The organism is Bradyrhizobium sp. USDA 4504 (genome assembly GCF_054063995.1).
On the sequence record NZ_JBSSGV010000001.1, the window covers coordinates 4,108,775 to 4,134,281 of the forward strand.

Genomic DNA, 25,507 nt, shown 5'->3' on the forward strand with positions numbered 1-25,507 from the left:
TCGTGGTGATCGTTAGCGTAACGCGCAATGATTTGCGCGGAGAGATTGTGATGGCCGAAGAAGCATTCGCCCTGTCGCCGATATCCGCCCGCGCGGCCCTGCCGAGCGAGGAGGACTATGCCGCGATCAGCGCGGCCTTCATGGAGACCTCGCGGGGCCGCTGGTTCCTCGGCGAATACGCCAAGCGCAACCGCAATGCCGATACCCGCATGGTGCTCGATGCCGTGGCGCGGATCGAGGAAAGCCTCAGCGCGCAGCGGCAAGCCGCCGCGGCGGCGATCAGGGACGAGCAGCTGGCGCAGGCGCTGGCCGCCCTGCGCGGCGCGATCGAAGCCACCCAGGCCTCAGCCATCGCCGCGCTCGAGGGCATCAGCTTCGAGCAGAGCCTCGCGCCGGTGCGCAAGGGCGTGCGGGTGATCAGGGAGATCTCCTGGCGGCTGCGCGAGATCGGCAATGACGGCCGGATCTGCGACATCATCGATTCGCAGGTCAGCGCGATCGAGGCCGGCGCCGCCGAGGTCTCGATGAACGACGCCAAGGCCGTGCTGGATGCCGCCTTCGCGGCGCTGGCCCGCCGCCTCAGCGAGTTCGATCCGGACAAGGCGGCGACGCCTGCGGCCGAGCCTGCTGTGGCCGAGGCGCCGGTTGCGGAGCCGCCGGCGGCGGCCTCCGCGCCGCCACCGGTGGCCGACGGTGCAGCCCTCGATATGGCCGCTACGCCGCCAGCGCCGCCTCAGGAGGCCGCTATGGCGCGGATCGTCGAAGCCGCGATTCCCGCCGCTGCGCCCGGCACTGAGGCCGCTACGGCCGTCACGCCACAGCCGAGCGAAGCCTGGCTCAAGGCTGAAGCCGCGCTGGCCGAAGCCGAAGCCGCGGAACTCGCCCGCGTCACCGACGAAACGGCGGCCGACGCCCATGACGACGCGGTGCTCGACCTGATCGCGATGGAGATGGGCGCGCCCGATCCGATCGACGAAGAGGCGATCGCGGAGGAAATGCGCGCCGCCGAGGAGATGCGCGTCGCTGAGGCGATGGCCGCCGAGCCCAAAATGGTTGCGCCGGCCATTCAGCCCGAGCCTGCACCGGCGCCCGCGCCGAAGGTCGAGGTCAGGGCCGAAGTCAAGATCGAGCCGGTGGCTGTGGCGCCGATTGCCGAAACTCTGGTGATGCCGCCGCCTCTCCGGCCCGCCGTTGAGCCTGCCCCTGCTCCCGCAGCGGAGATCTCACTTGGCTCGACCATCATCGCCAGCGGCCTGCTGAAAAGGCCGACTGTTGCGGCCAACGACCCGCTCGCGCCAATCCGACGCATGAGCCAGGCCGAGAAGATCGCGTTCTTCTCGTAACCTCGACTGTTCATATCCTGTCATTGCCGGGCTTGACCCGCGCACGACGACTGGCGCGAAGCATTCATGTCCCATGGACCGCGCACGCAACGTGAGCCAGCTCATGTACCGCGGCAGCATCTGTGCCTAACCCGGTGTCAGGCAACCAGTTTCGCGAACAGGTCGGCGTCGACATTGCCGCCCGACAGCACGATGACGACGTTCTTGCCCTTGGCATCGATCCGCCCGGCGAGCAGCGCCGCGAGTCCGACCGCGCCGCCGGGCTCGACCACGAGCTTGAGCTCGCGGTAGGCAAAGGCGACGGCGGCGCCGACCTCGTCGTCGGAGGCGCTGACGCCATTCGCGAGCAGCTTGCTGTTGATGGCGAAGGTCAGTTCGCCCGGCATCATCGCCATCAGCGCATCGCAGATGGTGCGCGGCGCAACCGCATGCGCCTCGCGATGGCCGACCTTGAGCGAAAGGGCATGATCGTCATAGCCCGCGGGCTCGGCGACGATCACCTGGGCCTGCGGATATTTCGCCTTCACCGCGGTCGCAACGCCCGCGATCAATCCGCCACCCGAAGCTGGCGCGACCACGATGTCGGGCGTCAGTCCGAGCGCAGCCATGTCCTCGGCGATCTCGCGGCCGGCGGTGCCCTGGCCCGCGATCACGAAGGGATCGTCGTAGGGGCGCACCAAGGTCGCGCCGCGCTTGCCGGCAATGCCGTTGGCGATCGCCTCGCGGTCGTCGCGATCGCGGTCGTAGAGCACGACTTCGGCGCCATAGGATTTGGTGCGCTCGCGCTTGGTGATCGGCGAGTCCGCGGGCATCACGATGGTCGCCTGCATGTTGAGGATCTTGGCCGCCGCGGCGACGCCCTGGGCGTGGTTGCCCGAGGAGAACGCGACGACGCCGCCGCTCCGCTTGTCCTGCGGGATCGAGGCGAGCTTGTTGAAAGCGCCGCGAAACTTGAACGATCCGGTCCGCTGCAGCATTTCGGGCTTGAGGAAAACCTTGCTGCCGACGCGTTCGTTGAGAACCGGGAAGGTCAGGAGCGGCGTGCGCACCGCGAACGGCGCGACCACCCTCGCGGCGGCATCGATGTCCGCGGCAGCGACGGGTGGATTGAGAACGGTGTCCGTCATTCGCGATTTGTATCGCGGCGCCGGGCTGGCGGGCAAGACGCTTTAGCGTGACCTGACTAGCGTGAGGTCGGCTGGGTCGCCGGCAGCGCCACAAAATGGTGCTCTTCGGCACCGAATTCGAGCGCCTCCCCCTCGCCGTCCGGCGGCGCGGGGCGGACGTTCATGCAGCGATCGATGAACACCCGGGCCGACGCCTGCCAGGTGTGGAGCGCGGCAAAGTCGACGCAGGCCTGCCGCGGGATGCTGAGCGCCCCCAGGCAGGCATGGCGCAGATCTTCGTCGAGCACGCCGACCGGCGCCGCGCCGATCACGTCGCGGGGACCGGTGACCGGAAAAGCGGCAACCGGCAGGCCGCTCGCCAATGCTTCAAGCAGCACCAGACCAAACGTATCGGTACGGCTCGGGAAAACGAACACATCGGCCGCGGCGTAGATCTCAGCCAATTCTTCCCCATGACGAGCACCGAGGAACACGGCGTCCGGATATTTCCGCTCCAGCGCCGCCCGCGCCGGGCCGTCGCCGACCACGACCTTGGTTCCCGGCAGATCGAGATCGAGGAAGGCCGCGAGATTCTTCTCCATCGCCACCCGGCCGACGCTGAGATAGACCGGCTGCGGCAGGCAGAGATCGACGTCGCGCGGATGGAACAGTGAGGTATCGACGCCGCGCGACCACAGCACCACGTTGCGGAAGCCGCGCTGACGCAACTCGGCCGCCAGCGCCGGGGTCGCCGCCATCACCGCCCGGCTCGGCCGGTGGAACCAGCGCAATGCGCGCCACACCCAGGCTTCCGGGACAGGCGTCCGCGCCGAGACGTATTCGGGGAAGCGGGTATGGAAGCTCGTCGTGAACGGCAGGCCGCGCTTGCGGCAATAGCGGCGCACCGCAAGCCCGATCGGGCCCTCGGTCGCGATATGGATGCTGTCGGGCCTCGCCGCCTCGATCAGACTTGCGACCTTGGCCCGGTAGGGCAGCGCCAGCCGGAGATCGCGATAGCTCGGCATCGAAGGTGCGGAACTCGTCCGGCGTCAGGAAGCTCACCTCGACGCCGAGCGATTTCGCCGCCTGTGCCATCATGGTCAGCGTGCGGACAACCCCGTTGACCTGGGGATGCCACGCATCGGTCGCGACCAAGATATGCGTCATGCAGCGCGTGCCGTCACTCGCGGAACCGGCGCGATCCGGCGCACCGGGTCGGTCCAGGTGATGATCTCGAAATGGCCGTCCTCGTGCTCGGCGAGCGCGGTGCAGCTCTCCACCCAGTCGCCGCAATTCATGTAGCGGATGCCGTGCTCGTCATGAATCGTCGCATAGTGGATGTGGCCGCAGATCACGCCGTCGCAGCCGTGGCGCCGCGCCTCGCCGGCGAGCGTCGCCTCGAACGCGCCGATATAGTTCACCGCCTTCTTGACCTTCAGCTTGGCCCATTGCGACAGCGACCAGTACGGCACGCCGAACATCTTGCGGAAGAAGTTGACGAAGCGATTCATCTGGATCGCGAAATCGTAGGCCTTGTCGCCGAGATGGGCGAGCCAGCGCGCGTTCTGCACCACGAGATCGAAAATGTCGCCGTGGATCACGAGGTAGCGCTTGCCGTCGGCGCCGGTGTGAACGGTGTTCTCCACCACGTCGATGCCGCCGAAATGCGTGCCGTAGTATTTGCGCAGGAACTCGTCGTGGTTGCCCGGGACGTAGATCACCTTGGCGCCCTTGCGCGCCTTGCGCAGCATCTTCTGCACGAAATCATTATGGGTCTGCGGCCAGTACCAGTTCGACTTCAGCGCCCAGCCGTCGACGATATCACCAACGAGGTAGATCGTGTCGGCATCGTGAGAACGGAGGAAGTCGAGGAGGCGGTCGGCTTGCGAACCGCGGGCTCCGAGATGGACATCGGAGATAAACAAAGTGCGAAAGTGCCGCTCGGGACTTTCTTCACTCAAGGAGTCACTTCCCATGCCTGTGCACCTAACAGATTCCTGTGACAAGGCGATGACGATCCCCGCGACCCAAGGCCCCACAAACAGTTAACGAGAATCAGCAGTACGCCGCTTCTCTGCGGATAACAGCAGCGTGCGACAATCTGGCGACATCGGCGGTCGCGGCTGTGGGGAAGAGGCGTTGTGTTGCCTGCACAGCGCGATGGAACAACGCGCGGTGCGTAGCCCGGATGAAGCGCAGCGCAATCCGGGGGACCGTTTCAGCGGTTGGCGCTTTCCCGGATTTCGCTGCGCTTCATCCGGGCTACAGAGCTACGAAGCTTCAGTAGTACTTGTGGAAGTGATGCACCGGCCCATGGCCGTGGCCGACGGCGAAGCGATCGGCTTCGGCGATCGCCTGCGTGATCCAGGCCTTGGCGTTGCGCACGGAGGTCTCCATGCTCTCGCCCCTCGCGAGCCCTGCTGCGATTGCCGAGGACAGCGAGCAGCCGGTGCCATGCGTATTGGCGGTCGCAATCCGCGGCGCAGCCAGCGCGATGCTGTGCTCGGCGTCGATCAGATAGTCGATGCTCTCGGCGCCGTGCCCATGGCCGCCCTTGACCAGCACCGCGCGACATCCCATTGCCAGCAATCGCTTGCCTTGTCGCTCGACGTCGGCCTCGCTTGAGGCAACCGGCTCGTTCAAGAGCGCCGCCGCTTCCGGCAGGTTCGGCGTGATCAGCGAGGCCAGCGGAAACAGCAGGACCTTCAGCGCATCGACCGCCTCGGCGGCAAGCAGCCGATCACCGGAGGTTGCGACCATCACCGGATCGAGCACGACATGGCGCGGCGCCCAGCGCCTCAGCCCATCGGCGATCACAGCGATCGTGTCGGCCTGTGCCACCATGCCGATCTTGACCGCGCCGACCTCGAGGTCGGAGAACACCGCATCGATCTGGGCGGTGACGAATGACGCGGGCACCGGATGGATGCCGCTGACCCCCGTGGTGTTCTGCGCGGTCAGCGCCGTGATCGCGGAGGCGCCATAGACCCCGAGCGCGGCAAAGCTCTTGAGGTCGGCCTGGATGCCCGCCCCGCCCGAGGAGTCCGAGCCGGCAATGGTGAGCGCGACAGGCGTCATCTTGCAGCACCGGCGGTTGATACGAATGAGACCATCACGAACAAGACCATGGCCTGTCCTAGCCCGGCCGCCGATCGGCAGCAAGTTCGCCTGACTTTACCGCAAGTTGGCCTCACCTTGACCCCCTGCCTCGCCCCCTTGCCTTGGCCGCCCGTTTTGGGCCTATAGTCGCGGAAATCCCCGGAGACGACTTTGATGGTTCCTTTCTTCGTCCAGATCAAATGCAAGCTCGGCCAGTCCTACACCGTCGCCAACGCACTGGCGGAGGCTGAGATTGCGTCCGAGATCTATTCCACCGCGGGCAACTACGACCTCCTGGTCAAGTTCTACGTCGACCACGACACCGACATCGGCCATTTCATCAACGAGAAGGTTCAGGTGATCCCGGGCATCCAGGACACCCTCACGATCATCACCTTCAAGGCGTTCGGCGCGAAGTAGGACGCGCCCGCGAGAGCATGATGAGATTAGGTCGAGCTTGAACGGCGTCGAAAGTTCACCTCTCCCTTGGGAGAGGTGAACCGAAACCGCGGCGAGCCGGTTCAACCAAACCCATCCCGCTTTACAATTCCTTCTCCTTCTTGACCGGCTTCGGCGGTCCCTCGACCGGCGGCAGCGACTTGATGTACTCGGCAATCGCGTCGCGGTCGGACGACGACAGTCGCGAGGTGTTGCGGATCACGCGCACCATCGACCCACCGGCCGAGTCGCCGTCCGGCGTCTGGCCGCTCTCGAGGAAATAGGCGATATCCTTCACACTCCAGTCCGAGATCCCCCTCGGCGTGATGTTGGGCACCCAGCCTTCGCCCTCCGGATTCGGACCACCGGCGAAGCGCTGCGCGGTGACGATGCCGCCGAGGACATTGCGCGGGCTGTGGCACTCGGCGCAATGGCCGAAGCTGTTGACGAGATAGGCGCCGCGGTACCAATGCGCCGAGCGGCTTGCATCCGCGATGAACGGCTTGCCGTTCATGAACAGGAATTTCCAGACCCCGACATTGCGCCTGATGTTGAAGGGAAACGGCAAATCGTGGTCGCGCACCTTGCCGGCGACCGGCGGCAAGGTCTTCAGATAGGCGAACAGGTCGCGCACATCGCTGACCCTAGCGTGCTGATAGGACGGATACGGAAACGCCGGGAAATAGTGCGCGCCCGATGGCGAGGTGCCCTTCATGACCGCGGTGACGAAATCGGCCTCGCTCCAGCGGCCGATGCCGTCGTTCGGGTCGGGCGAGATGTTCGGCGCATAGAAGGTACCGAACGGCGAGGTGATCGCGAGCCCGCCGCCGAGCCTCGTGCGGTCGTCCTGCTTCGGCACGGCATGGCAGGAGGAACATCCCCCGGCATTGAACGTTGTGAGGCCGTTGGCCAGGTCAGGCTGATAGGCAGGCAGCGCGTCGGCGGCAACGGTCGCGGGGATCGTCAGCCACCAGAACACGCCAAAGCCGATTACGCCGGCCAGAATCGCCAGGAGGAAAATTCGTCGCAGCATTCACCGATCCGTCATTGGTCGCGTCAGTTCATGGACCAGTATGATGGCAACCAGTCGGACAAGCTCGCATCAAATTTGCCGAACCCACGAACATTTGGGGAATAAATCCGAAAAGCTGCTGTTTGAAGATTGCAACCATCCTGTGACGTCAAAGGGGAGAGAACCATGTCGAACAAGACCTTGCTTGCCACGCTGACGCTCGGCGCCGCCATCGCCTTCGCCGGTCCGGCCTTTGCCGAGAAGTTCACGGCGAAGCTGGACAGCAAGAGCGAAGTGCCGCCGAATACCAGCGCCGCCACCGGCACCGCCGACATCGACTACGATGCCGCCAGCAAGAAGCTGAGCTGGAAGCTGACCTATTCCGGCCTGTCGGGTCCGGCCACCGCCGCGCATTTCCACGGCCCCGCCGAGGCCGGCAAGAATTCCGGTGTCGCAGTCGCGATCCCGAACGCGACGTCGAGCCCGGTCGAAGGCAGCGCCACGCTGACCGACGCGCAAGCCGCCGATCTGCTCGCCGGCAAGTACTATGTCAACGTTCACACCGCGGCCAATCCGGGCGGCGAGATCCGCGGCCAGGTGACCAAATAACAAGTGACGAAGTAATCGTTCGCGACGCAACGCCAACAAGAAACGGCCGACACAAAAAAGGGCGGACGCCCTAAAGCGTCCGCCCTTTTCGTTGATGGAATGGCGATCAGCCCTTCTTGACGCGATAGGTCTCGTGGCAGCCGCCGCACTGCTTGCCGATCACGCCCAGCTCGGCCTTCAGCGTATCGACGTCCTTGATCTTGCCCTTGGCATCGGTGACGACCTTCGCGAAGCTCGCGGACTGCTGCGCGAAGCCCGCCTTGTCTTCCCAGATTTTCGGCGAAGGGGCGTAATCGCCTTCCAGCTTGACGCCTTTCATGCTCTCGGGGAACAGCGTCGGAAGCTGCTTGGCGGTATCCTCGAACTGGGCCAGCGCGGCATTGACGGTCGCCTGGTCGTAGGGCTTTTCGCCCTTGATGATCGCCGACAGCGCACCCGCATTCTTGCCATTGTCCTTCATCATGGCCTGGGTCTTCTTGACTTGATCCTGCTGTGCAACGACTGCACCGGCACCGAACGCCAGCACCGCAGCAACGACGACAATCCGCTTCATCGGCAAAACCCCTCAATTCCGCTCTGTCCCGGTCCGCGATCTGCGGCCGGCCTGGTTTGCAAAACACCGCAGGCGGAATCTTCATTCCGCCTGCGACAATTTATCAGAGATTATGGCGGCGCTGCGCCTCGCGGATCGCGATCCAGACCCGTTCCGGCGTGGCGGGCATGTCGATGTGGTCGATCTTGTACTCACGATGCAGACCCTCGACGATCGCGTTGACGACCGCCGGGCACGAGCCGATCGCGCCGGCCTCGCCCGCGCCCTTCACGCCCATTGGGTTGGTCGTGCAGGGCACGTTATGGGTCTCGAACACGAAGGACGGCCCGTCGGAGGCGCGCGGCAACGCATAGTCCATGAACGTGCCGGTGACGAGCTGACCGTCCGTCGGGCTGTACACCGCCTGCTCCATCAGCGCCTGCCCGATGCCCTGCATCGCGCCGCCGTGAACCTGGCCGGCGAGCATCAGCGGATTGAGCGTGACGCCGAAATCGTCGACGATGACGTAGCTGACGATCTTGATGATGCCGGTTGAGGGATCGATCTCGACCTCGGCGAGATGGGTGCCGTTCGGATAGGTGCCGTCGGCGCTGGCGAAGGTCGCGCTGGCATTCATCTTCGACGTATCGCCGCCGGGACGTTTGGCGAGATCGGCAAAGCTGATCGAGCGGTCGGTGCCGGCGATGCGGATGCGGCCGTCGGCGATTTCGAGGTCGCCGGCGCCGGCTTCCAGCGCCTGCGCCGCAAGCTCCTTCAGCTTGTTGCCGAGATCATGCGTCGCCCGCTGCACGCTGACGCCGCCGGACGGAATCGATGCCGAGCCGCCGGTGCCGAGGCCGGTCGCGATCTTGTCGGTATCGCCCTGCAGCACATGGACGCGCTCGGGCGGCACGCCGAACTGCTCGGCGACGATCTGCGCATAGGCGGTTTGGTGGCCCTGTCCGCTCGACTGCGTGCCGATCAGGACCGAGATATCGCCATTGGGATCGAGCGCCACATTGGCGGTCTCCTCGCCCATCGTGCCGCAGACCTCGACATAGCTCGCCATGCCGATGCCCCGCACCAGGCCCTCTTTCCTGGCGGCCTTGGCACGCTTCGGAAACTCCTTCCAGTTGGCAATCTCCATCGCGCGCTTCATATGCGCGACGAAGTCGCCGGAGTCGTAGACCTTGCCGGTCGCGGTCGTGTAGGGCAGCGACTTCGGCGGAATGAAATTCTTCCGCCGGATGGCGTCCGGCGTCATGCCGAGCTTGCGCGCAGCGGCGTCGACCAGGCGCTCGATGACATAGGCGGCCTCCGGGCGGCCGGCGCCACGATAGGCATCGACCGGCACCGTGTTGGTGAACACGGTGCGGACCCGGCAGTGGAAGGCCTGGATGTCATAGAGGCCCGGCAGCATGCCGGCGCCGCCATGCGGGATGTAGGGCGCGAAGGTCGAGAGGTAGGCGCCCATGTCGCCCATCAGGTCGACATCCATGCCGAGGAATTTGCCGTCCTCGGCGAGCGCCATCTTCGCGGTGGTGAGATTGTCGCGGCCCTGCGCGTCGCCCATGAAATGGTCGGAGCGCTCGGCCGTCCATTTGATGCTCTTCTTGAGCTTGCGCGCGGCCACCGAGATCAGCGCATATTCGCGATAGGGAAACAGCTTGGTGCCGAAGCCGCCGCCGACATCCGGGCAGATCACCCGCATGTTCTCCTTCGGCATCTTCAGGACCATGTCGCAGAGGATCTCGCGCAGGCGGTGGCTGCCCTGGCTGCCGATCGTCAGCGTCAGATGATCCTTCTTGGCGTCGTATTCGGCGACCGCGGCGCGCGTCTCCATAAAATTTGTGATGACGCGCGGATTGACGATGGTGATCTCGGCCACCGCATGCGCCTTGGCGAACGCGTCCTCGGCGGCCTTCTTGTCGCCGATCGAGACGTCGAACAGCACATTGCCGGGCTTGTCCGGCCAGACCTGCGGCGCGTCCTTCTTCACCGCATTGACGAGGCCGACCGCCGCCGGCAGCGGCGTCCATTTGACGTCGATCGCCTCGATCGCGTCACGGGCATGATCGACGGTGTCGGCGACCACAAAGGCCACCGCGTCGCCGACATGGCGCACCTCGTCCTTGGCGAGGATCGGATAAGGCGGTGCGGTGAACGGATCGGTCTCGAGATTGAACAGGCACGGCAGGCCGCCGAGTTCGGCGACATCGGCGGCGGTCAGGATCAGCGCCACGCCGGGCATGCCGCGGGCCTTGCCGGCATCGATCGTGTAGGTCGCGTGCGCGTGCGGCGAGCGCAGCATCAGCGCGTGCAATGCGGGAGACGGTGCAACGTCGTCGGTGTAGCGGCCCCTGCCGCGAATCAGAGCGTCGTCCTCCTTGCGCCGCACACTTTGTCCGACGCCGAATTTGATGGGAGCTGCCATCGTCTCTCCAATTGCCTTGGTGTGTTTTGCGCATATTGGCGTGGTTGTCGCCGAAGCGCAAACCGCTTTCCGCCGCGCGCGGCGCTATCACACAGCGGCCTCGTATGCATTTGATTTGACAGGTAAAACTATACGCGGCGGAGCGCGAACAGCCAGCCGCGGCCGAACAGCATGAGGATCAGGAGGGCGTAGACGAAGACGCCGACCGCAATCAGCAGCAGCAGGATCAGTTCGTCGCGAAAGATCTGCATCGGCGCGAACCACACATAAGCGAAATGCGAGGTCAGCCACAGTGCGACCGCGAGCAGCACGCCGCACAGCGCGAAGGTGCCGAACGAGCGGATCAGCGCGCGATCGAGCGCGAGGTAGCCGCGGCGCACGGCAAACATCAGCACCAGCAGCAGATTGACCCAGGCCCCGACCGCGGTCGCGAGCGCGAGGCCGACCTGCGCCAGCGTGCCGACCAGCGCGATCTTCAGCGCGACGTTGACCGCGACCCCGGTCAGCGCCGCTTTCACCGGCGTTGCGGTGTCCTTGCGAGCGTAGAAGGTCGCGACCGCGCTGCGGATCATCACGAAGGGAATGAGCCCGACCGCATAGGCCGCGAGCGTGGCCCCGGCGCTTGCCGCATCGGCCTTGGAGAACGCCCCGCGGGCGAACATCGCGCGCATGATCGGATCGGCGACCGTCAGGAACGCCGCCACGAACGGCACCGAGAACAGCAGCGTGAAATCGAAGGCGCGGCGCTGCGCGGCCATCGCGCCGGCGTGATCGTCGGCGCTCAGGCGCCGCGACATCTCCGGCAGCAGCACGGTGCCGATCGCGATCCCGATCACGCCGATCGGCAATTGATTGAGGCGGTCGGCATAATACAGCGCCGACAGCGCGCCGGCGGGCAGGAAGGTCGCGATGATGGTGTCGGCGAACAGCGCCACCTGGGTGCCCATCGAGCCCAGCGTCGCCGGTCCCAGCGCGCGGAAGAAGCCGCGAACGTCCTCGTCGAGCTTCAACGGCGCGAACCGTGGCAGGCCGCCATGGCGCGCCAAGTCGCCGGCAAGCAGGAAGAATTGCAGGAAGCCCGAGATCAGGACGCCCCAGGCCGCGGCGTGGCCCGCGCTCGGGAAGAACGCCGCGAGCGCCAGCGTCATCATCATGGCGAGGTTGAGGAAGATCGGCGCCGCGGCGGCGCTGGCGAAGCGATGCATCACGTTGAGCATGCCGCCATAAAGCGTCACCAGCGTGATCAGCAGCAGATAGGGAAACGTGATCCGCGTCAGCTCGATCGCGAGCTTGCGCTGCGCCGCGTCCTCGGTGAAGCCCGGCGCGAGGATGCTCATCGCCTGCGGCATGAACGCCATCGCCACCGCCAGCAGGATCACCTGCGAGGCGAACAGCAGCGTGAAGATGCGGTCGGCGAACAGCCGCGCCGACGCTTCGCCCTTCTCGCCATGGACATGGGCATAGGCCGGCACGAAGGCGGCGTTGAAGGCGCCTTCGGCGAAGATCGCGCGGAAATGATTGGGCAGCCGCAGCGCCACGAAGAAGGCGTCGGCAATCGGCCCGGCACCGAGGATCGCCGCGAGCATGATGTCGCGCGCGAACCCGGTGACCCGCGATAGCAGGGTATAGCCGCCGACGGTGAAGATGCGTCCAAGCATGCGCTGCTTCTAGCGCATGATTGCGGTCTGAAAAAGTTTCCTATCAGGCTGAAAGCGCGCTGCGCACAGCCGCGATGACGCGGTCCTGGGCCGCCTCGTCGAGATAGGCGTGCATCGGCAGGCTGATGACGTCGTCGGAGAGGCTTTCGCTGATCGCTAGGCCGCCGTCGGCGACCGGGAAATCACGGTAAGCGGTCTGCTGGTGCATCGACTTCGTGTAGTAGATCGCCGTCGGAATGCCTTGGGTCTTCAGCGTCAAGGCAAAGGCATCGCGGTCGGCCCCTTTCGGCAGGCGGATTGTGTATTGCGCCCACACCGAGGTGCAACCTGGCGCAAGGCGAGGCACGGTCACGATACTGCCGAGTCCGCGCGCGTAGCGCTCCGCCACTTGGTTGCGTGCCACGATCTCGTCGTCAAAAATCTTCAGCTTCTCGAGCAGGATCGCGGCCTGCATGGTATCGAGCCGCCCGGTGAGGCCGAGGCGGATATTGTCATATTTGTCCGAGCCTTGCCCGTGCACACGGATGCTGCGTAGTGCGTTCGCAAGTTCGTCGTCATTGGTAAAGATCGCGCCGCCATCGCCGAAACAGCCGAGCGGCTTTGCCGGGAAGAAACTGGTCGCGGTCGCGAGCCCGAAGGTGCCGAGCTTGCGGCCCTTGTAACTCGCGCCAAAGCCCTGGGCGGCGTCGTCGAGCACGAACAGGCCTTCGGCTTCGGCAACCGCAGCCACCGCGTCATGATCGGCGCTCTGGCCGAACAAATCCACTGGAATGACACCAACCGGCTTTAGGCCACGCGACATCGCGGTGGCGATCCCGCGCTTGAGCGAATTGATATCGATATTGAATGTCGTCTCGTCCACATCGACGAAGAGGGGTGTCGCGCCGGTGAGCGCCACCGCTTCGCCGGTCGCGCAGAACGTGAAAGACGGGCACAGCACGGCGTCACCCGGCCCGACATTCTTCGCCATCAGGACCATCAAGAGCGCGTCAGTGCCGCTGGAACAGCTCACCACATGCTTTGCGCCGCTATAGTCCGCCAGCGCCTTCTCCAGCGCGGTCACTTCCGGGCCATTGACGAATTGGCAATGGTTGAGCACGCGGGCGACTGCATCATCGACCGATTTGCCGAGCCGCTGGCGCTGCGCGGCAATGTCTATGAAGGGAACAGGCTCTGGACGCATGTGTTGGTTCATGAAGCTTTCGCGCGTGTTTTCAAGTTGCAATTAGCTGGCGATGCGGCGCGGCCCCTTGCGCATCGTCGAGGCGGCGGGCCGCGCGGGCGATTCCAGGCAGCGGATCGCGATCTCGAGGCTCGCCACGCCCTCGTCGCCGGACACCGCCGGCAGCTTGTCGCCGCGTACGGCATCGAGGAAGGCGATCAGTTCGGCGCGCAGCGGCTCGTCATGCCCGACCGGCAGGTGACGCATCGAATAGCTGCCGTCCGGCTTGAAGCCGAAACATTCGGTGACCTGACGCGTGAGCAGATCGCCCATCACATACTTGCCGCGGGTTGCGACCGTCACGTTGCGCGCCTTGAACGGCGTCAGCCAGTTGGTGTTGATGTGGGCGAGCACGCCGGAAGCGGTGCGGAACTGCAGCAGCGCGATGTCCTCGCGCTCGGCGACGGCGCTCGAGAGCTGCGGCTGCACCTCGACGATATCGGACTCGGTGAACCAGCGGATCAGGTCGATGTCGTGCACGGCAAGATCGATCACGACGCCGACATTGGACATTCGCGGCGGAAACGGGCCGACCCGGGTGATGCCGATCGACAGGATGTCTTCGCCCGAGATTGCTTGCTTGATTGCGGCGACCGCCGGATTGAAACGCTCGACATGGCCGACCATCAGCGTGACGCCAGCCCGCTCGGCGGCCGCGACGATCTCGCGGCCCTCTTCGACCGTGGATGCGACCGGCTTCTCGACCAGGATGTGAATGTTGCGCGCGATGCAGGCGAGCGCGATCTCGTGATGCAGATGGGTGGGAGCTGCGATCGTCACCGCATCGATGCCCTCGGCGAACAGCTGATCGAGGCTTTCGAAGGCGCGGCAGCCGACCAGGTCGATGGCGCGGGTGCGATGTTCCGGCAGCGGATCGACGATGCCGATCAGCAGCACCCCGGGCAGTCCGGCCAGCACGCGGGCATGGTTGCTGCCCATCACGCCGGCGCCGATCACGCCGACGCGCAATGCGCGGCCGATATCGGCTTTCGCGCCGGCCGCGGACACTTTTGAATTCATATCGTAGACCCCAAGTAACGTTCTGGCGGTTGTCCCGGCTTCTCAGGGAGCCATCCCGGCTCCGAGGGAATCAGCACCAAGGCCCCTCTGTCCGATCCGCGCCTTTGGCGCAAATCACGACCCGCTTCGTTGGCAGCCGCTATAGCACGGCGTCACAAATGTGGCGAATGCCAACGGCGAAATCCGGACACGTTTTGATTCAAAGAGTTACATCGCCCGCGACTCGATCTTGAGCGCGGGCCCGTTCGCCTCAGGTGCGCCGATAGTCATCCTCGATGCGGATAATGTCGTCCTCGCCGAGATAGCTGCCGGTCTGCACCTCGATCAGCTCGAGCTGGATCTTGCCCGGATTCTCCAGCCGGTGCACCGCGCCGATCGGGATGTAGATCGATTCGTTCTCGTGCACCGTCTTGATCAGCTCGTTGACGGTGACCTGCGCGGTGCCGCGCACCACGATCCAGTGCTCGGAGCGGTGATGGTGCTTCTGCAGGGATAGCCGTCCGCCCGGCTTGACCACGATGCGCTTGACCTGGTGGCGATCGCCATTGTCGACCGACTGATAGGAGCCCCAGGGGCGATGCACCTTGATGTGATTCTCGGTCACCTCTGGCGCCGCCACTTTCAATTTCGCGACCAGCCGCTTCAGCCCGTTGGCGTCCTTCTGGCGTGACACCAGCACGGCGTCCTGGGTCGCGACCACGACGAGATCGTCGACGCCTTCGAGCGCAACCAGCGCCCGGTCGGTCGAGACGTTACAATTGCGGGAGTCCTCGAACACCGCGGTGCCGCGCGCAGCGTTGCCGAAGCTGTCCTTGTCCGACAGCTCCCAGACTTGGCGCCACGAGCCGATGTCGGACCAGCCGCACGCCACCGGCACCACCGCGGCACGCGATGTCTTCTCCATGACCGCGTAATCGATCGAGATCGCCTTTGCCGCGCCGAAGGCCTGCGCATCGAGCTTGACGAAGCCGAGATCGCGCGCCGCCGACGCAACCGACTGCTCCACCGAGGCCACGCTGTCCGCATCGACATTGCGGTACTCGTCGAGCAGCACGCCGGCGCGGAACATGAAGTTGCCGCTGTTCCAGAGATAACCCGCATCGATATAGCCCGCCGCCGTCGCGGCATCCGGCTTCTCGACGAATTTCGCCACCGCGCGCACCTCGCCGGCGACCACCTCACCCGGGTTGATGTAGCCGTATTCGGTGGCCGGCCGCTCCGGCTTGACGCCGAACGTCACGATGCGGCCGGCGTCCGCAGCCACCAATCCGCCGCGGCAGGCGGCAACGAAGGCCGCCGTGTCCCGCACAAGATGGTCGGCGGCCAGCGCCAGCACGATCGCTTCGCTGTCGCGGCTCTGCGCGAACGCCGCACCGGCCGCAATCGCCGGCCCCGAGTCGCGGCGCATCGGCTCCAGCAGCACGTCGGCCTCGCGGCCGATCTCGGCCAGCTGCTCCAGCACCATGAAGCGATAGGCCTCGTTGGTGATCACGATCGGACGCTCGAACAGGCCGGCGTCGGAGACTCGCAGCAGCGTCTCCTGGAAGGTCGAGCGGGCCCCGAACAGCGACAGGAACTGTTTCGGATGCACCTCGCGTGACGCCGGCCACAATCGCGTGCCTGCGCCGCCGCACATGATCAGGGGAATAATTCGTCGATCCATCGATGCCTCAAATCCTGTCGTGCAAGTCCTGTCGTATCCGCCTGCGGACGACACACCAAATCGGCCCGGGCCGTCGCGGCCGGCGACCCTGTTGCCTCGAAAGCACTATCCAAGCAGTAGCACGCGCCCCCGCGCGTCTGGTCGGATTTTACCGGTAACGTAAACCCCCGGTGAGTGGCCGGCCGTCCCCCGTTCCGGCCCCTTTAGCCACCCCTTCGCGCCTGCCGCAATAGGGACCAGTACGGGTATTGCCAGATCGGCGCGGAAACCATACCAAGGCGGCGAATTTGGGCGCGCGAAAGCGTTTTGCGCTGTTTTTGACACATTCTGAAACCTGGCAGCGCGAACGGAAATGCGCCGAATCCTGCTTTCGACCGTCAAGATCCTGATCTCGGCAGCGCTGCTCTATTTCTCGCTGCGCAAGGTTAATCCGTACGACCTTGCCGCCCGTATCCAGGTCGAGAGCCTGGGCTGGCTCGGCCTCGCGATCGCGATCACGTTCCTGCAGATCTTCCTCGGGGTGTTGCGCTGGCGGGAGATCAGCGTGGAGTGCGGAGCCCCGCTGGAGACCAGCCAGGCCATGCGCTTCAATGTGATCGGCACCTTCTTCAACCAGACACTGCCGTCCTCGATCGGCGGCGACGCGGTCCGGCTTTGGCTCGTCGCGCACGCCGGTGCGGGCTGGCGCGCAGCCACCTATTCGATTTTCGTCGACCGCGCGATCGGGCTGATCGCCCTCGCCGTCGTCATCGCCGCCACCCTGCCCTGGAGCTATCGGCTGATTTCTGATTCCCACGGCTGGATGGCGTTGCTGCTTCTCGACCTCGCCGCACTCGCGGCCGGATTTGGCTTCCTGCTGATCGGCGTGTTGCCTTGGGTCTGGCTGAAGCAATGGTGGGCGACGCATCACATCCACGCCTGCGCGGTCATCGCGAACCGGGTATTGTTCAGCCGCAAGCGCGGATTGAGGGTCGCAATTCTCTCGATCGCCATTCACGTGGTGACCGTCGTGATCGCCTGGTGCGTGGTGAAATCGATCACCGCGCCCGTCACCTTCGGCCAGATATTCCAATTGTTGCCGCCGGTGATGCTGATCACGATGATGCCGATCTCGATCGCGGGCTGGGGCGTACGCGAGGCCACGATGGCGCTGGCCTTCGGCTACGCCGGATTGATCGCCAATGAAGGCGTCAACATCTCGCTGTTATTCGGCGCGGTATCGTTCGTGGTTGGCGTGTTTGGCGGCCTGGTCTGGATCCTGAGCCCGGAAAAGGCCGCCAAGGGCACAGAACCGATCGAAGTCCCCGGATCGCAATCGCGAATCCCGGGATCGCAATCGCGAATCCCGGGATCGCAATCGCGAGTCCCGGGATCGCAATAGCCGGACCAGAATGAGCGCTTTCGAAATCCTCCTGTCATTGATCGCGGCGGTTCTGGCTGCGTCGATCTCGGCTGTCCTGATCCAGGCGACGCGGCCGCTGCTGCTGCGTGTGGCGCTGGCGAAGCCGAATGCGCGCTCGTCGCACCGTATTCCAACGCCGCAGGGTGCCGGCATCGCGGTCACGGCGGCGACGCTGCTGGCGGGCGGGATCGTCATCGTCCTGGCCGGATCGCAGGACCTGACGATTCCCTTCATCGTGTTCGCGGCCTGCCTGTTCATCGCGGTGGTGGGTTTTGCCGACGACATCCGCTCGCTGCCCGTCGTCCCGCGGCTGCTGCTGCAGGCCGCCGCCGTTGCGGCCGTGGTGTTTTCCGCGCCTGATGGTCTCAGGCTGGTTCCGGCCGGCCCGCTCTGGCTCGAACGCGGCCTGCTGCTGATCGCCGGCCTTTGGTTCGTGAACCTCGTCAACTTCATGGACGGGCTCGACCTGATGACCGCGGCCGAGGCTGTGCCGATCACCGTGGCGATCGCCCTGCTCGGCAGCTTCGGCTATCTCCCCGCAGCTCCCGCGCTGGTCGCGGCGGCGCTGTGCGGCGCGCTGCTCGGCTTCGCGCCGTTCAACCGACCGGTCGCAAGGATATTCCTCGGCGATGTCGGCAGCCTGCCGATCGGCCTGCTGCTCGGCTGGTGCCTGCTCGAGCTCGCCCTGCATCGGCAGTTCGCCGCCGCGCTGCTGCTGCCACTGTACTATTTGACGGATGCGACGGTCACGCTGTTTCGCCGCATGGCGCGGCGCGAGCCGTTCTGGGCCGCGCATCGCGCGCACTTCTACCAGCGCGCGACCGACAACGGATTCACGGTGTGGCGCGTCGTCGGCGAGGTGTTTGCGCTGAATGCGGCGCTGGCGCTGCTCGCATTCGCATCGGTCGCCCTCAATTCGCGCACCGCAGACATCGCGCTGCTGCTGACCGGCGCGCTCGCCGTCGCCTGGCAGTTGCGGCGGTTCTCGCGACCGCTCTGATCGCCTCAGCTGTCCGTCTGACGCAGCGCGCGCCGCAGCCCCTCGTCGAGGCTGATCGGCTGCTGCCATCCGGTGCCCGCGATCTTGGAAAGATCAAGCTCAAGCGAGGCGAACAGGCTGTCATAGGCTTCCTTGCGGCCGCTGATGCCGAGCGCCATCTTCAACAGCGGCGCCGGCAGCCAGAACAGACGCGGCGAGGTGTCCGCCGCCCGGGCCAGCCGCTCGACGAATTCCCGCGTCGAGACCTGCTCGCGGTCAGCCACCAGGAACACGTCGAAATCATCTCCCGGGTGCGACAACCGGTGCAAGATGAACGACGCGAGGTTTTCCGCCGACACGAACGCGCGGCGATTCTTCACATACGCGAGCGGTAGCGGCATGCGATTGATCACGGCACGCTTGAGCAACGCGAAGTTTCCCTTCGCGCCGGCGCCGTAGATCAGCGGCGGCCTGATCACGGTCACCCTCATGCCGCTGCCCGGCACAATTTCCTTCAAGCCAACCTCGGCGGCCGCCTTCGAGTTTCCGTAGAGGCCGCGCGGTGTCAGGACATCGTCCTCGCGAAACGGAGGACGCCCGTAATTGCTGCGCCCATGCACAAGGATGGTGCTGACGAAAATGAAATCGCGCACGCCGGTGGCGGCCGCGGAGCGCGCCAGATTCAGCGTGCCCTCGATATTGACGTTGCGGTAGAGCTCGATCGCCTGTTCGTCGGACTGCTGGTGAACGCGGGCCGCAAGATGAACCACCGCGTCCACGCCATCGAGCGCGGCGCTCCAATCGGTGACCGGGCTGAGCGAGCCGATCGTCACGTCGTTCGCATCCTGCGGCGGCGTTCGCACCGCGCGTCGCACCACCCAGCCGTTGCGCGCCAATACCGGCACCACGTGGCGGCCGACAAAGCCGCTGGCGCCCGTGACCAGAACCGTCCGGCGACCATCATTCATACCGTCCGCTCCACATCGCGATTGGATAGCAGCTCCCGGACCAGCGCAGCGTAGCTCGCGAGCGCCCGCTCGGGACTGAAGTTCCGCGCGGTCGCGACCGCGCGCTCGGCCATCTCGGCGTCCTGCGATCGCGACGCCTGGCGGATGGCATCGGCGAGTTGATCGGGCCTTCCCGGCGTGACGACCCAGCCCAGCCGGTTTTCGCTGACGGTGAGCGCGGCCTCGGCCTCGGGCTCGGAGACGAGAATGACGGGGCGGCCGGCTGCGAGCAGATTGTAGAACCGGCTCGGCACCGACACGCCGGCGACGTCCTTGCGATAGGGAATGAGCCAGACGTCCGCGCTGGAGAGCAGCGCATCGAGCTCGCTGTCCGCGACGCGGTCGACCAGCGTGACGTTGGCAAGCCGCGCGGTGGCCTGCAGCTCCTTGAGCCGCGCAAAGCCGATGCCCCATCCCGAGAGCAGGAAATGGATCTCGCCTTCGTCACGCAGCAGCCGCGCGGCCTGGAAGACGATGTCCGGATCGTGGGTGAAGCCGAGATTGCCGGACAGCCCGACGACGAAGCGGGCGTCGATGGCCTTGCGAAACGGATTGTCGGGGCTCACGGGACGGTTGCCGGGCGCGAGCGTGGCCCAGTTCGGGATGAACCTGATCTTGTCCTGTGTCATTCCGCCATAGCGCAGCAGCAGCTTCTCGGCGTCGCGGCCGATCACGATGACAGCGTTCAGGCCCCGGAACATCAGCGCGTTGATCGCGCGCATCGCCCGCGCGACCAGCGAGGACGGCCGCAGCAGCCCGGCCATCACGAGCACGTCGGGAAACAGGTCGTGCAGGATCAGCGCCGACTTCGCCCCCTTCAACCTTGCCGCGGCGGCAACCGCATAGGGCAGCGCGAAGGGAGCGGTCACCGTCAGCGCAACGTCGCCCCGCTTCAGGCGCGACAACAGCGCAAAGAAGATCCGGCCGGTGAACAGCGCCTCGGCCAGCGCGCGCTTGATCAGCGCCGCCTTTCCCGGCAGCCAGTTCCTGATCTCGACGACGGCGGGCCGCCCGGGCGCCGGCGCCCGCGCCGAGCCCGGCATCCCGGAGACCACCATCACCTCGGACTCCTGCGCGATCCGTTCGGCGATCGCGGACATGATCGCGGCGGTCGTGCTGTGGTCCGGCGGATAGTGCTGGCTGACGACCACGACTTTTCGAGAACTACGCATCAATGGCTTTCGAAACGGTCCTGTCTCGGCGTCCGCAGAACGGCGCGGTCAGGCGGCATTCGATCCGAACTCGGGCACGGCGTCCTGAAGGACGGCGCGGATGGTCACACGGTCATCTCTCTCGATCGCATCCTCCAGCGCCGCGAGCCACTTGCGCAGCGTCGACATCGGAGGCTGGTTCGGCTTGGCCGCCATGACGCCGGCAACGCCGATCTCGAGCGTCGGCTCCTGGCTTGCGAACAGGATCTCGTTCAGCCGCTCGCCGGGACGGATGCCGCTGAACACGATCTCGACGTCGACGCCGGGCTGCAGGCCCGACAGACGGATCATCCGCTCGGCGAGATCGACGATCTTCACCGGTTGCCCCATGTTCAGCACATAGACCGAGACGTCGGGCCGCGCCGGCGTCACCGCGTGCGTCGCTGCGGTGATCACGAGATCGCAGGCCTCGCGGATCGTCATGAAGTAGCGAACCATGTCCGGATGGGTCACCGTGATCGGTCCGCCGGCCTCGATCTGCGCCTTGAATTTCGGCACCACCGATCCATTGGACGCCAGCACATTGCCGAACCGCACCGAGATCAGCCGCATGTGCGGCCTGCCCTTTGCCTCGGTCATCAGGTCATGGTCCAGCGCCTGGCAATACATCTCGGCGAACCGCTTGGTCAGGCCCAGCATCGACACTGGCTCGATCGCCTTGTCGGTCGAGATCATCACCATCGCGCTCGCGCCCGCGGCATGCGCGGCGTCGGCCACGTTCACCGACCCGAAGATGTTGGTCTTGACCCCTTCGCTCCAGTCTCGCTCCAGGATCGGCACATGCTTGAGCGCCGCGGCATGAAACACGATGTCGGGCTTGAACTCGCTCATCAGCCGCGTGATGCGCTCGCGATCCCGGATATCGGCGATCCGGCCCTCGATCTCGGGACCGGAGTCCCGCGCGGACAACGCCTCGGTCACCGCATAGAGCGCCGGCTCCGAGTTCTCCACGACCAGGAGGCGCGCGGCGCCGAAGGTCGCGACCCGTTCGCAGATTTCGGCGCCGATCGATCCGCCGCCGCCGGTGACGATGACCGACTTGCCCCTCACCAGCGTCTCGAGCCGCGCGTAGTCGATCTTCTGGCTCGGGCGCAGCAGCAGGTCCTCGACGGCGACATTGGTCAGTCGCGGCGCGTCGCCGCCCTCCAGCGACGGCAGGCGACTGACCATCACGCCGAGCCGCCGGGCGCGCATCAGCACGCTCTCCGGATGCGCGTCTGGCTCGAAGGCCGAGGGTGTCATGACGACGCGCTTGATCGGCCGCTGACGGCTCTCGAAATCCCGAATCACGGCCTCGATGTCGTCGACGCCTCCGACCACGGGAATGTTGCGGATCATCTGGCCGCGATCCGCGTCCGAGGGCGAGAGCACGCCGACCGGCCAGAGCCGCTTGATGGCGCCATTCTCGATGCCGCGCAGCACGACTTCGGCATCGGCCGTACGTCCGACCAGCAGCGCCGATGCGGCATTGTCGGATCGAGCATGCAGCCGCGTGCGCGAATAGCGGAAATAGCGGTAGCCGAGGCGCAACGCGCTCAGCGCGAACACCTCGAGGAAGAAGAACAGGATGATCGTGACCCGGCCGAGGAACACCGGGCTTTGCGAATTCGTTCCGGTGAAGAAGTAGACGTAGTCCAGCACGACCAGTGCCAGCGTCAACACGGCTGCGACCCGCAGGATATTCACCGCGTCCGGCAGCGAGGTGAAGCGCCATTTCGCCGTGGTCAGATTGGAGAAATAGCTGACGAAAACGCTGAACAGCACGAACCAGGGCAGGATGAGCAGCAGATGCGGCAGTCGATCGGTGAGAAGGCTGCCCTCGAAACGCAGATAGAAGCTCGCCAGCAACGCAAACGTCGTCGCGAGCGCGTCATGCACCAAAATCAGGAAATTGCGCAGGGTGAATTGTGAAAGGCGCGTCATCTAACGGACGGGTTGCCGGCAACTGGGAGTTCGCGATGGGACATTGGCAGGCTGATAGCGTATCTGCAGAGCCCTTGCCAGCGATCATGGGCGAACAGGAGGTTCGGGTTCCATATTGGCCCGCAATTGCCCCTTCAACGCCATGCCGCCCGCAACTCCGACGCCCAGCACATACATCCAGCCCTCATGAAAGTCGAAGATGTGTGAATTAAACAACGAACTAGAAATATTCTGTACCACGACGAGAAGCCCGATCCAGTTGACGAGGCCGTCGCCGCGGAACAGCAAGAGGTGCAGCAGCCACATCGCATACAGGATCGCTACACCCACAATGCCCCACTGCACGGCGACGTTCAACGTTTGATTGTGAGGGTTGCCGATCACCTCGCCGGAGGCCTGGGTCACACCACCCGTTGCCACGCGCTCGAATAGGCCCCGGGTCGCTCCGGTGCCATGGCCGATGACCGGGGCCTCGGCGAAGAAGCCGAGCGACTTTCGCCAGAATTCGAGCCGCAGACCGACCGAGGTCGGCTCGTTGCGCTGCATGTAGAGCTTGTAGTCGCGCTCGAACGACTCGGCCGTCGAGCGCAATTGCGGCGAGCCATACCACGCCACCACGGCTAACGCAGCGGCCGCGCAAAGGATCAGGACGATGCTGCGCCAGCGCAGATGGAGCAGCGCAAACACCGCGAACATAATCGGAACCGTCACCAATGCAGTCCGCGATACCACCACCATCGCCATGTTGGCGAACAGGCTGAGCGCAATCGCAATCAGCAACATGGCCGGCAGGATGCGTTTGGCCCGCAGCAGCATCACGACCGGATAGGCCAGCGCGACCGCGCACAAGGTGAATTCCTGGCTCTGGTCGATGTAGTTCTTGACGAAAACTCCCTGCTCACCCGGCGCAGGCGCCCTCAGCGCGAGGTGCGGATAGGCAAGCACCAGCCAGGACATCAGCATCAACAGCGTGCAGGAGACCAGGAAAGCGACGAACACCCAGGTCCCGCGGGCCGAGCGCTGAAAATGATAGAGCAGGACCGGCAGCACGAGGAGCTTTGCGGTCGGCCCGACCGCGTAGAATCGCGCGCCCCAGGCCGCGTCCGACCAGAGCGTGCCGACAAGCGCGAGGCAAAACAACGCGACTGGCGCCAGGCAGATCGGCCGCTTCAGCAGCGCCCAGAACGCCTTCAGATCGACCGTCGGCGCAATCGCGATCAGCAGCACCACGCCGAAGATGCCGACCAGCGAGGTCGACCACGGCAGCGACAGCGCGATCAGGACCGCGACCACATCGGTCGCGGTCTGCCAGCGCGCCGGATCGCGCCAGGCCGGACACGCCGCGGCGCCTGCCGGGGATGCCATGCTTGCGCTCACGCCTTGCCCTCACGGGCCCGCGCAACCAGCGACGTCGTGCTGTGGCCGGGCAGGATCTCGACCAGCACCACCTCGCCGCCGGCGGCTTCGACGATCTCGTGGCCGACCACCTGCTCGCGGGTATAGTCGCCGCCCTTGACCAGCACGCTCGGCCGCACCTGCGTGATCAGATTGATCGGGGTGTCCTCCTCGAAGATCGCGACGAGGTCGACGGCTTCCAGCGCCGCCAGCACCTCGGCGCGGGCGCGCTCGTCCTGCACCGGACGGCCCTCGCCCTTCAGCCGCTTCACCGAGGCGTCGCTGTTCAGCCCGACGACGAGGCGATCACAGGCGCCGCGCGCGGCGGTCAGCACCTTGACGTGGCCGGGGTGCAGGATGTCGAAGCAGCCATTGGTGAAGCCGATGCGCAGATCCTGCCTGCGCCACTCCTCGAGGCATGCATCGATGTCGCCGCCGGCCGGGACGATCTTCTCCTCGGCCGCCAGCGAAGCGTGCGGCAGGATCCTTCGGCGCAATTCGGCGGACTTGACGATCGCGGTACCGGTCTTGCCGACCGCAACCGCCGCCGCTGCGCTCGCGATCCGCAGCGCACCCTCCCAGTCGGCGCCGCCAGCCAGCGCCAGCGCCAGCGCCGCGGCAACGGTATCGCCGGCGCCGGAGACGTCGCGCACCTTGACCGGCAGCGCCGGCACATGGATCGACTCGCCGCCCCGCGTCACCAGCGTCATGCCGCGCTCGCCTTGCGTCACCAGCATCGCCTCGCAATCCGCGAGGTACATCGCATCGGGCGCGGCCTGCGCGATGCTGTCCTGACTGTCGGCGCGGCTGCGGGTCGCCTCGGCGAATTCCTTGCGGTTCGGCGTCAGCACGGTCGCGCCGCGATAGATCGCGAGATTGGCGCTCTTGGGGTCGACGATGACGCGCTTTTGCGCCTGGCGCGCCGCGTCGATCACATTGCGGATCACCCGCGCGGTGAGCACGCCCTTGGCGTAATCCGACAGCAGCACGATGTCGGCTTGCGTAAGCCGCGGCAGGATCGCGTCGATCAGCTGCTGCTCGATGGCCGGCGCGGCCGGCGCGGCGAGCTCCCAGTCGGAGCGCAGCATGTGGGTCGAGAATTGCTCGGAGACGAAGCGCACCTTGCGCGTGGTCGGACGGGCGGCGTCGCGCACCAGCACGGTCTCGATAGCTGGCTCCTTCGCCAGCGCCTCGGCCAGCACCGCGCCGGCGGCGTCCTCGCCGATCAGGCCGACGAAGATGCAGCGCCCGCCAAGCGCGGCGATGTTGCGCGCGACGTTGCCGGCGCCGCCGATATTGGTCTCGCTGCGCCTGACCGCGATCACCGGCGCCGGCGCCTCCGGCGAGATTCGCGACACCTCGCCGTAGACGAACTCGTCGAGCATGAGGTCGCCGACGCACAGCACGGTCTGGCCGGACATCGCACGCGAGATCGCTTCAAAATCGAACATCAG

The 25,507-nt window shown here is 65.7% G+C and carries 20 protein-coding genes and 1 pseudogene; 5 read left to right on the forward strand and 16 right to left on the reverse strand.

Features of this window, described 5'->3' with window-relative positions:
- Positions 1-50: 50 nt before the first annotated feature.
- On the forward strand, positions 51-1,343 hold the full coding sequence (locus ACVMB1_RS19290) for a hypothetical protein (protein WP_456848888.1): 1,293 nt from the start codon (positions 51-53) through the stop codon (positions 1,341-1,343).
- A 137-nt stretch (positions 1,344-1,480) separates the two neighbouring features.
- Here the strand turns inward: ACVMB1_RS19290 and ACVMB1_RS19295 are convergent, their stop codons facing one another.
- The 4 genes and pseudogenes from ACVMB1_RS19295 to thiD all read right to left on the reverse strand — a co-directional run bounded on the left by ACVMB1_RS19295 (position 1,481) and on the right by thiD (position 5,527).
- Complete coding sequence (locus tag ACVMB1_RS19295) at positions 1,481-2,470, reverse strand: threonine/serine dehydratase (RefSeq protein WP_057016696.1); 990 nt, start codon at positions 2,468-2,470, stop codon at positions 1,481-1,483.
- A gap of 56 nt (positions 2,471-2,526) precedes the next feature.
- Positions 2,527-3,616 (reverse strand): annotated as a pseudogene (locus ACVMB1_RS19300) (glycosyltransferase family 4 protein).
- Complete coding sequence (locus tag ACVMB1_RS19305; protein ID WP_026193024.1) at positions 3,613-4,425, reverse strand: UDP-2,3-diacylglucosamine diphosphatase; 813 nt, start codon at positions 4,423-4,425, stop codon at positions 3,613-3,615. The pseudogene ACVMB1_RS19300 and the gene ACVMB1_RS19305 overlap by 4 nt, the downstream one beginning before the upstream one ends.
- Before the next feature lie 304 nt (positions 4,426-4,729).
- A complete protein-coding gene (gene thiD, locus ACVMB1_RS19310; RefSeq protein ID WP_456848890.1) occupies positions 4,730-5,527 on the reverse strand; it encodes a bifunctional hydroxymethylpyrimidine kinase/phosphomethylpyrimidine kinase in 798 nt (265 codons plus the stop codon).
- A 195-nt stretch (positions 5,528-5,722) separates the two neighbouring features.
- Here thiD and ACVMB1_RS19315 point away from each other — a divergent pair, with 195 nt between their 5' ends.
- Positions 5,723-5,968, forward strand: coding sequence for an Lrp/AsnC ligand binding domain-containing protein (locus tag ACVMB1_RS19315; protein WP_016845986.1), 246 nt, complete (start codon positions 5,723-5,725; stop codon positions 5,966-5,968).
- Between the two features lie 121 nt (positions 5,969-6,089).
- Here ACVMB1_RS19315 and ACVMB1_RS19320 read toward each other — a convergent pair whose 3' ends face one another.
- The gene (locus ACVMB1_RS19320; RefSeq protein ID WP_456848892.1) at positions 6,090-7,019 is read right to left on the reverse strand and encodes a c-type cytochrome; all 930 of its coding nucleotides are present in this window, start codon (positions 7,017-7,019) and stop codon (positions 6,090-6,092) included.
- 165 nt (positions 7,020-7,184) lie between these two features.
- Here ACVMB1_RS19320 and ACVMB1_RS19325 point away from each other — a divergent pair, with 165 nt between their 5' ends.
- Complete coding sequence (locus ACVMB1_RS19325; protein ID WP_456848894.1) at positions 7,185-7,607, forward strand: CHRD domain-containing protein; 423 nt, start codon at positions 7,185-7,187, stop codon at positions 7,605-7,607.
- Between the two features lie 106 nt (positions 7,608-7,713).
- Here ACVMB1_RS19325 and ACVMB1_RS19330 read toward each other — a convergent pair whose 3' ends face one another.
- The 6 genes from ACVMB1_RS19330 to ACVMB1_RS19355 all read right to left on the reverse strand — a co-directional run bounded on the left by ACVMB1_RS19330 (position 7,714) and on the right by ACVMB1_RS19355 (position 16,136).
- A complete protein-coding gene (locus tag ACVMB1_RS19330) occupies positions 7,714-8,160 on the reverse strand; it encodes a c-type cytochrome (protein ID WP_141340701.1) in 447 nt (148 codons plus the stop codon).
- 103 nt (positions 8,161-8,263) lie between these two features.
- A complete protein-coding gene (locus tag ACVMB1_RS19335; protein ID WP_253623658.1) occupies positions 8,264-10,573 on the reverse strand; it encodes a xanthine dehydrogenase family protein molybdopterin-binding subunit in 2,310 nt (769 codons plus the stop codon).
- Between the two features lie 128 nt (positions 10,574-10,701).
- On the reverse strand, positions 10,702-12,231 hold the full coding sequence (gene murJ, locus ACVMB1_RS19340) for a murein biosynthesis integral membrane protein MurJ (RefSeq protein ID WP_456848896.1): 1,530 nt from the start codon (positions 12,229-12,231) through the stop codon (positions 10,702-10,704).
- Positions 12,232-12,274: 43 nt separating this feature from the next.
- The gene (locus ACVMB1_RS19345; RefSeq protein WP_253623656.1) at positions 12,275-13,426 is read right to left on the reverse strand and encodes a DegT/DnrJ/EryC1/StrS family aminotransferase; all 1,152 of its coding nucleotides are present in this window, start codon (positions 13,424-13,426) and stop codon (positions 12,275-12,277) included.
- 30 nt (positions 13,427-13,456) lie between these two features.
- The gene (locus ACVMB1_RS19350) at positions 13,457-14,473 is read right to left on the reverse strand and encodes a Gfo/Idh/MocA family oxidoreductase (RefSeq protein WP_456848899.1); all 1,017 of its coding nucleotides are present in this window, start codon (positions 14,471-14,473) and stop codon (positions 13,457-13,459) included.
- A gap of 250 nt (positions 14,474-14,723) precedes the next feature.
- A complete protein-coding gene (locus ACVMB1_RS19355; RefSeq protein WP_456848901.1) occupies positions 14,724-16,136 on the reverse strand; it encodes a mannose-1-phosphate guanylyltransferase/mannose-6-phosphate isomerase in 1,413 nt (470 codons plus the stop codon).
- A gap of 352 nt (positions 16,137-16,488) precedes the next feature.
- Here ACVMB1_RS19355 and ACVMB1_RS19360 point away from each other — a divergent pair, with 352 nt between their 5' ends.
- The gene (locus ACVMB1_RS19360; RefSeq protein WP_456848903.1) at positions 16,489-17,517 is read left to right on the forward strand and encodes a lysylphosphatidylglycerol synthase transmembrane domain-containing protein; all 1,029 of its coding nucleotides are present in this window, start codon (positions 16,489-16,491) and stop codon (positions 17,515-17,517) included.
- Positions 17,518-17,527: 10 nt separating this feature from the next.
- On the forward strand, positions 17,528-18,538 hold the full coding sequence (locus tag ACVMB1_RS19365; protein WP_456848905.1) for a glycosyl transferase: 1,011 nt from the start codon (positions 17,528-17,530) through the stop codon (positions 18,536-18,538).
- A gap of 5 nt (positions 18,539-18,543) precedes the next feature.
- Here the strand turns inward: ACVMB1_RS19365 and ACVMB1_RS19370 are convergent, their stop codons facing one another.
- The 5 genes from ACVMB1_RS19370 to rfaE1 all read right to left on the reverse strand — a co-directional run bounded on the left by ACVMB1_RS19370 (position 18,544) and on the right by rfaE1 (position 25,504).
- Entirely contained in the window at positions 18,544-19,485 is a 942-nt protein-coding gene (locus ACVMB1_RS19370) for an NAD-dependent epimerase/dehydratase family protein (protein WP_456848907.1), read from the reverse strand.
- Complete coding sequence (locus ACVMB1_RS19375; protein WP_456848909.1) at positions 19,482-20,696, reverse strand: glycosyltransferase family 4 protein; 1,215 nt, start codon at positions 20,694-20,696, stop codon at positions 19,482-19,484. Before ACVMB1_RS19375 ends, ACVMB1_RS19370 begins: the two co-directional genes overlap by 4 nt.
- Before the next feature lie 48 nt (positions 20,697-20,744).
- A complete protein-coding gene (locus tag ACVMB1_RS19380; protein WP_456848911.1) occupies positions 20,745-22,658 on the reverse strand; it encodes an SDR family NAD(P)-dependent oxidoreductase in 1,914 nt (637 codons plus the stop codon).
- An 84-nt stretch (positions 22,659-22,742) separates the two neighbouring features.
- Positions 22,743-24,023, reverse strand: coding sequence for an O-antigen ligase family protein (locus ACVMB1_RS19385; RefSeq protein ID WP_456848913.1), 1,281 nt, complete (start codon positions 24,021-24,023; stop codon positions 22,743-22,745).
- An 8-nt stretch (positions 24,024-24,031) separates the two neighbouring features.
- Positions 24,032-25,504, reverse strand: a complete 1,473-nt coding sequence (gene rfaE1, locus ACVMB1_RS19390; RefSeq protein WP_456848915.1) for a D-glycero-beta-D-manno-heptose-7-phosphate kinase — start codon at positions 25,502-25,504, stop codon at positions 24,032-24,034.
- Positions 25,505-25,507 lie beyond the last annotated feature (3 nt).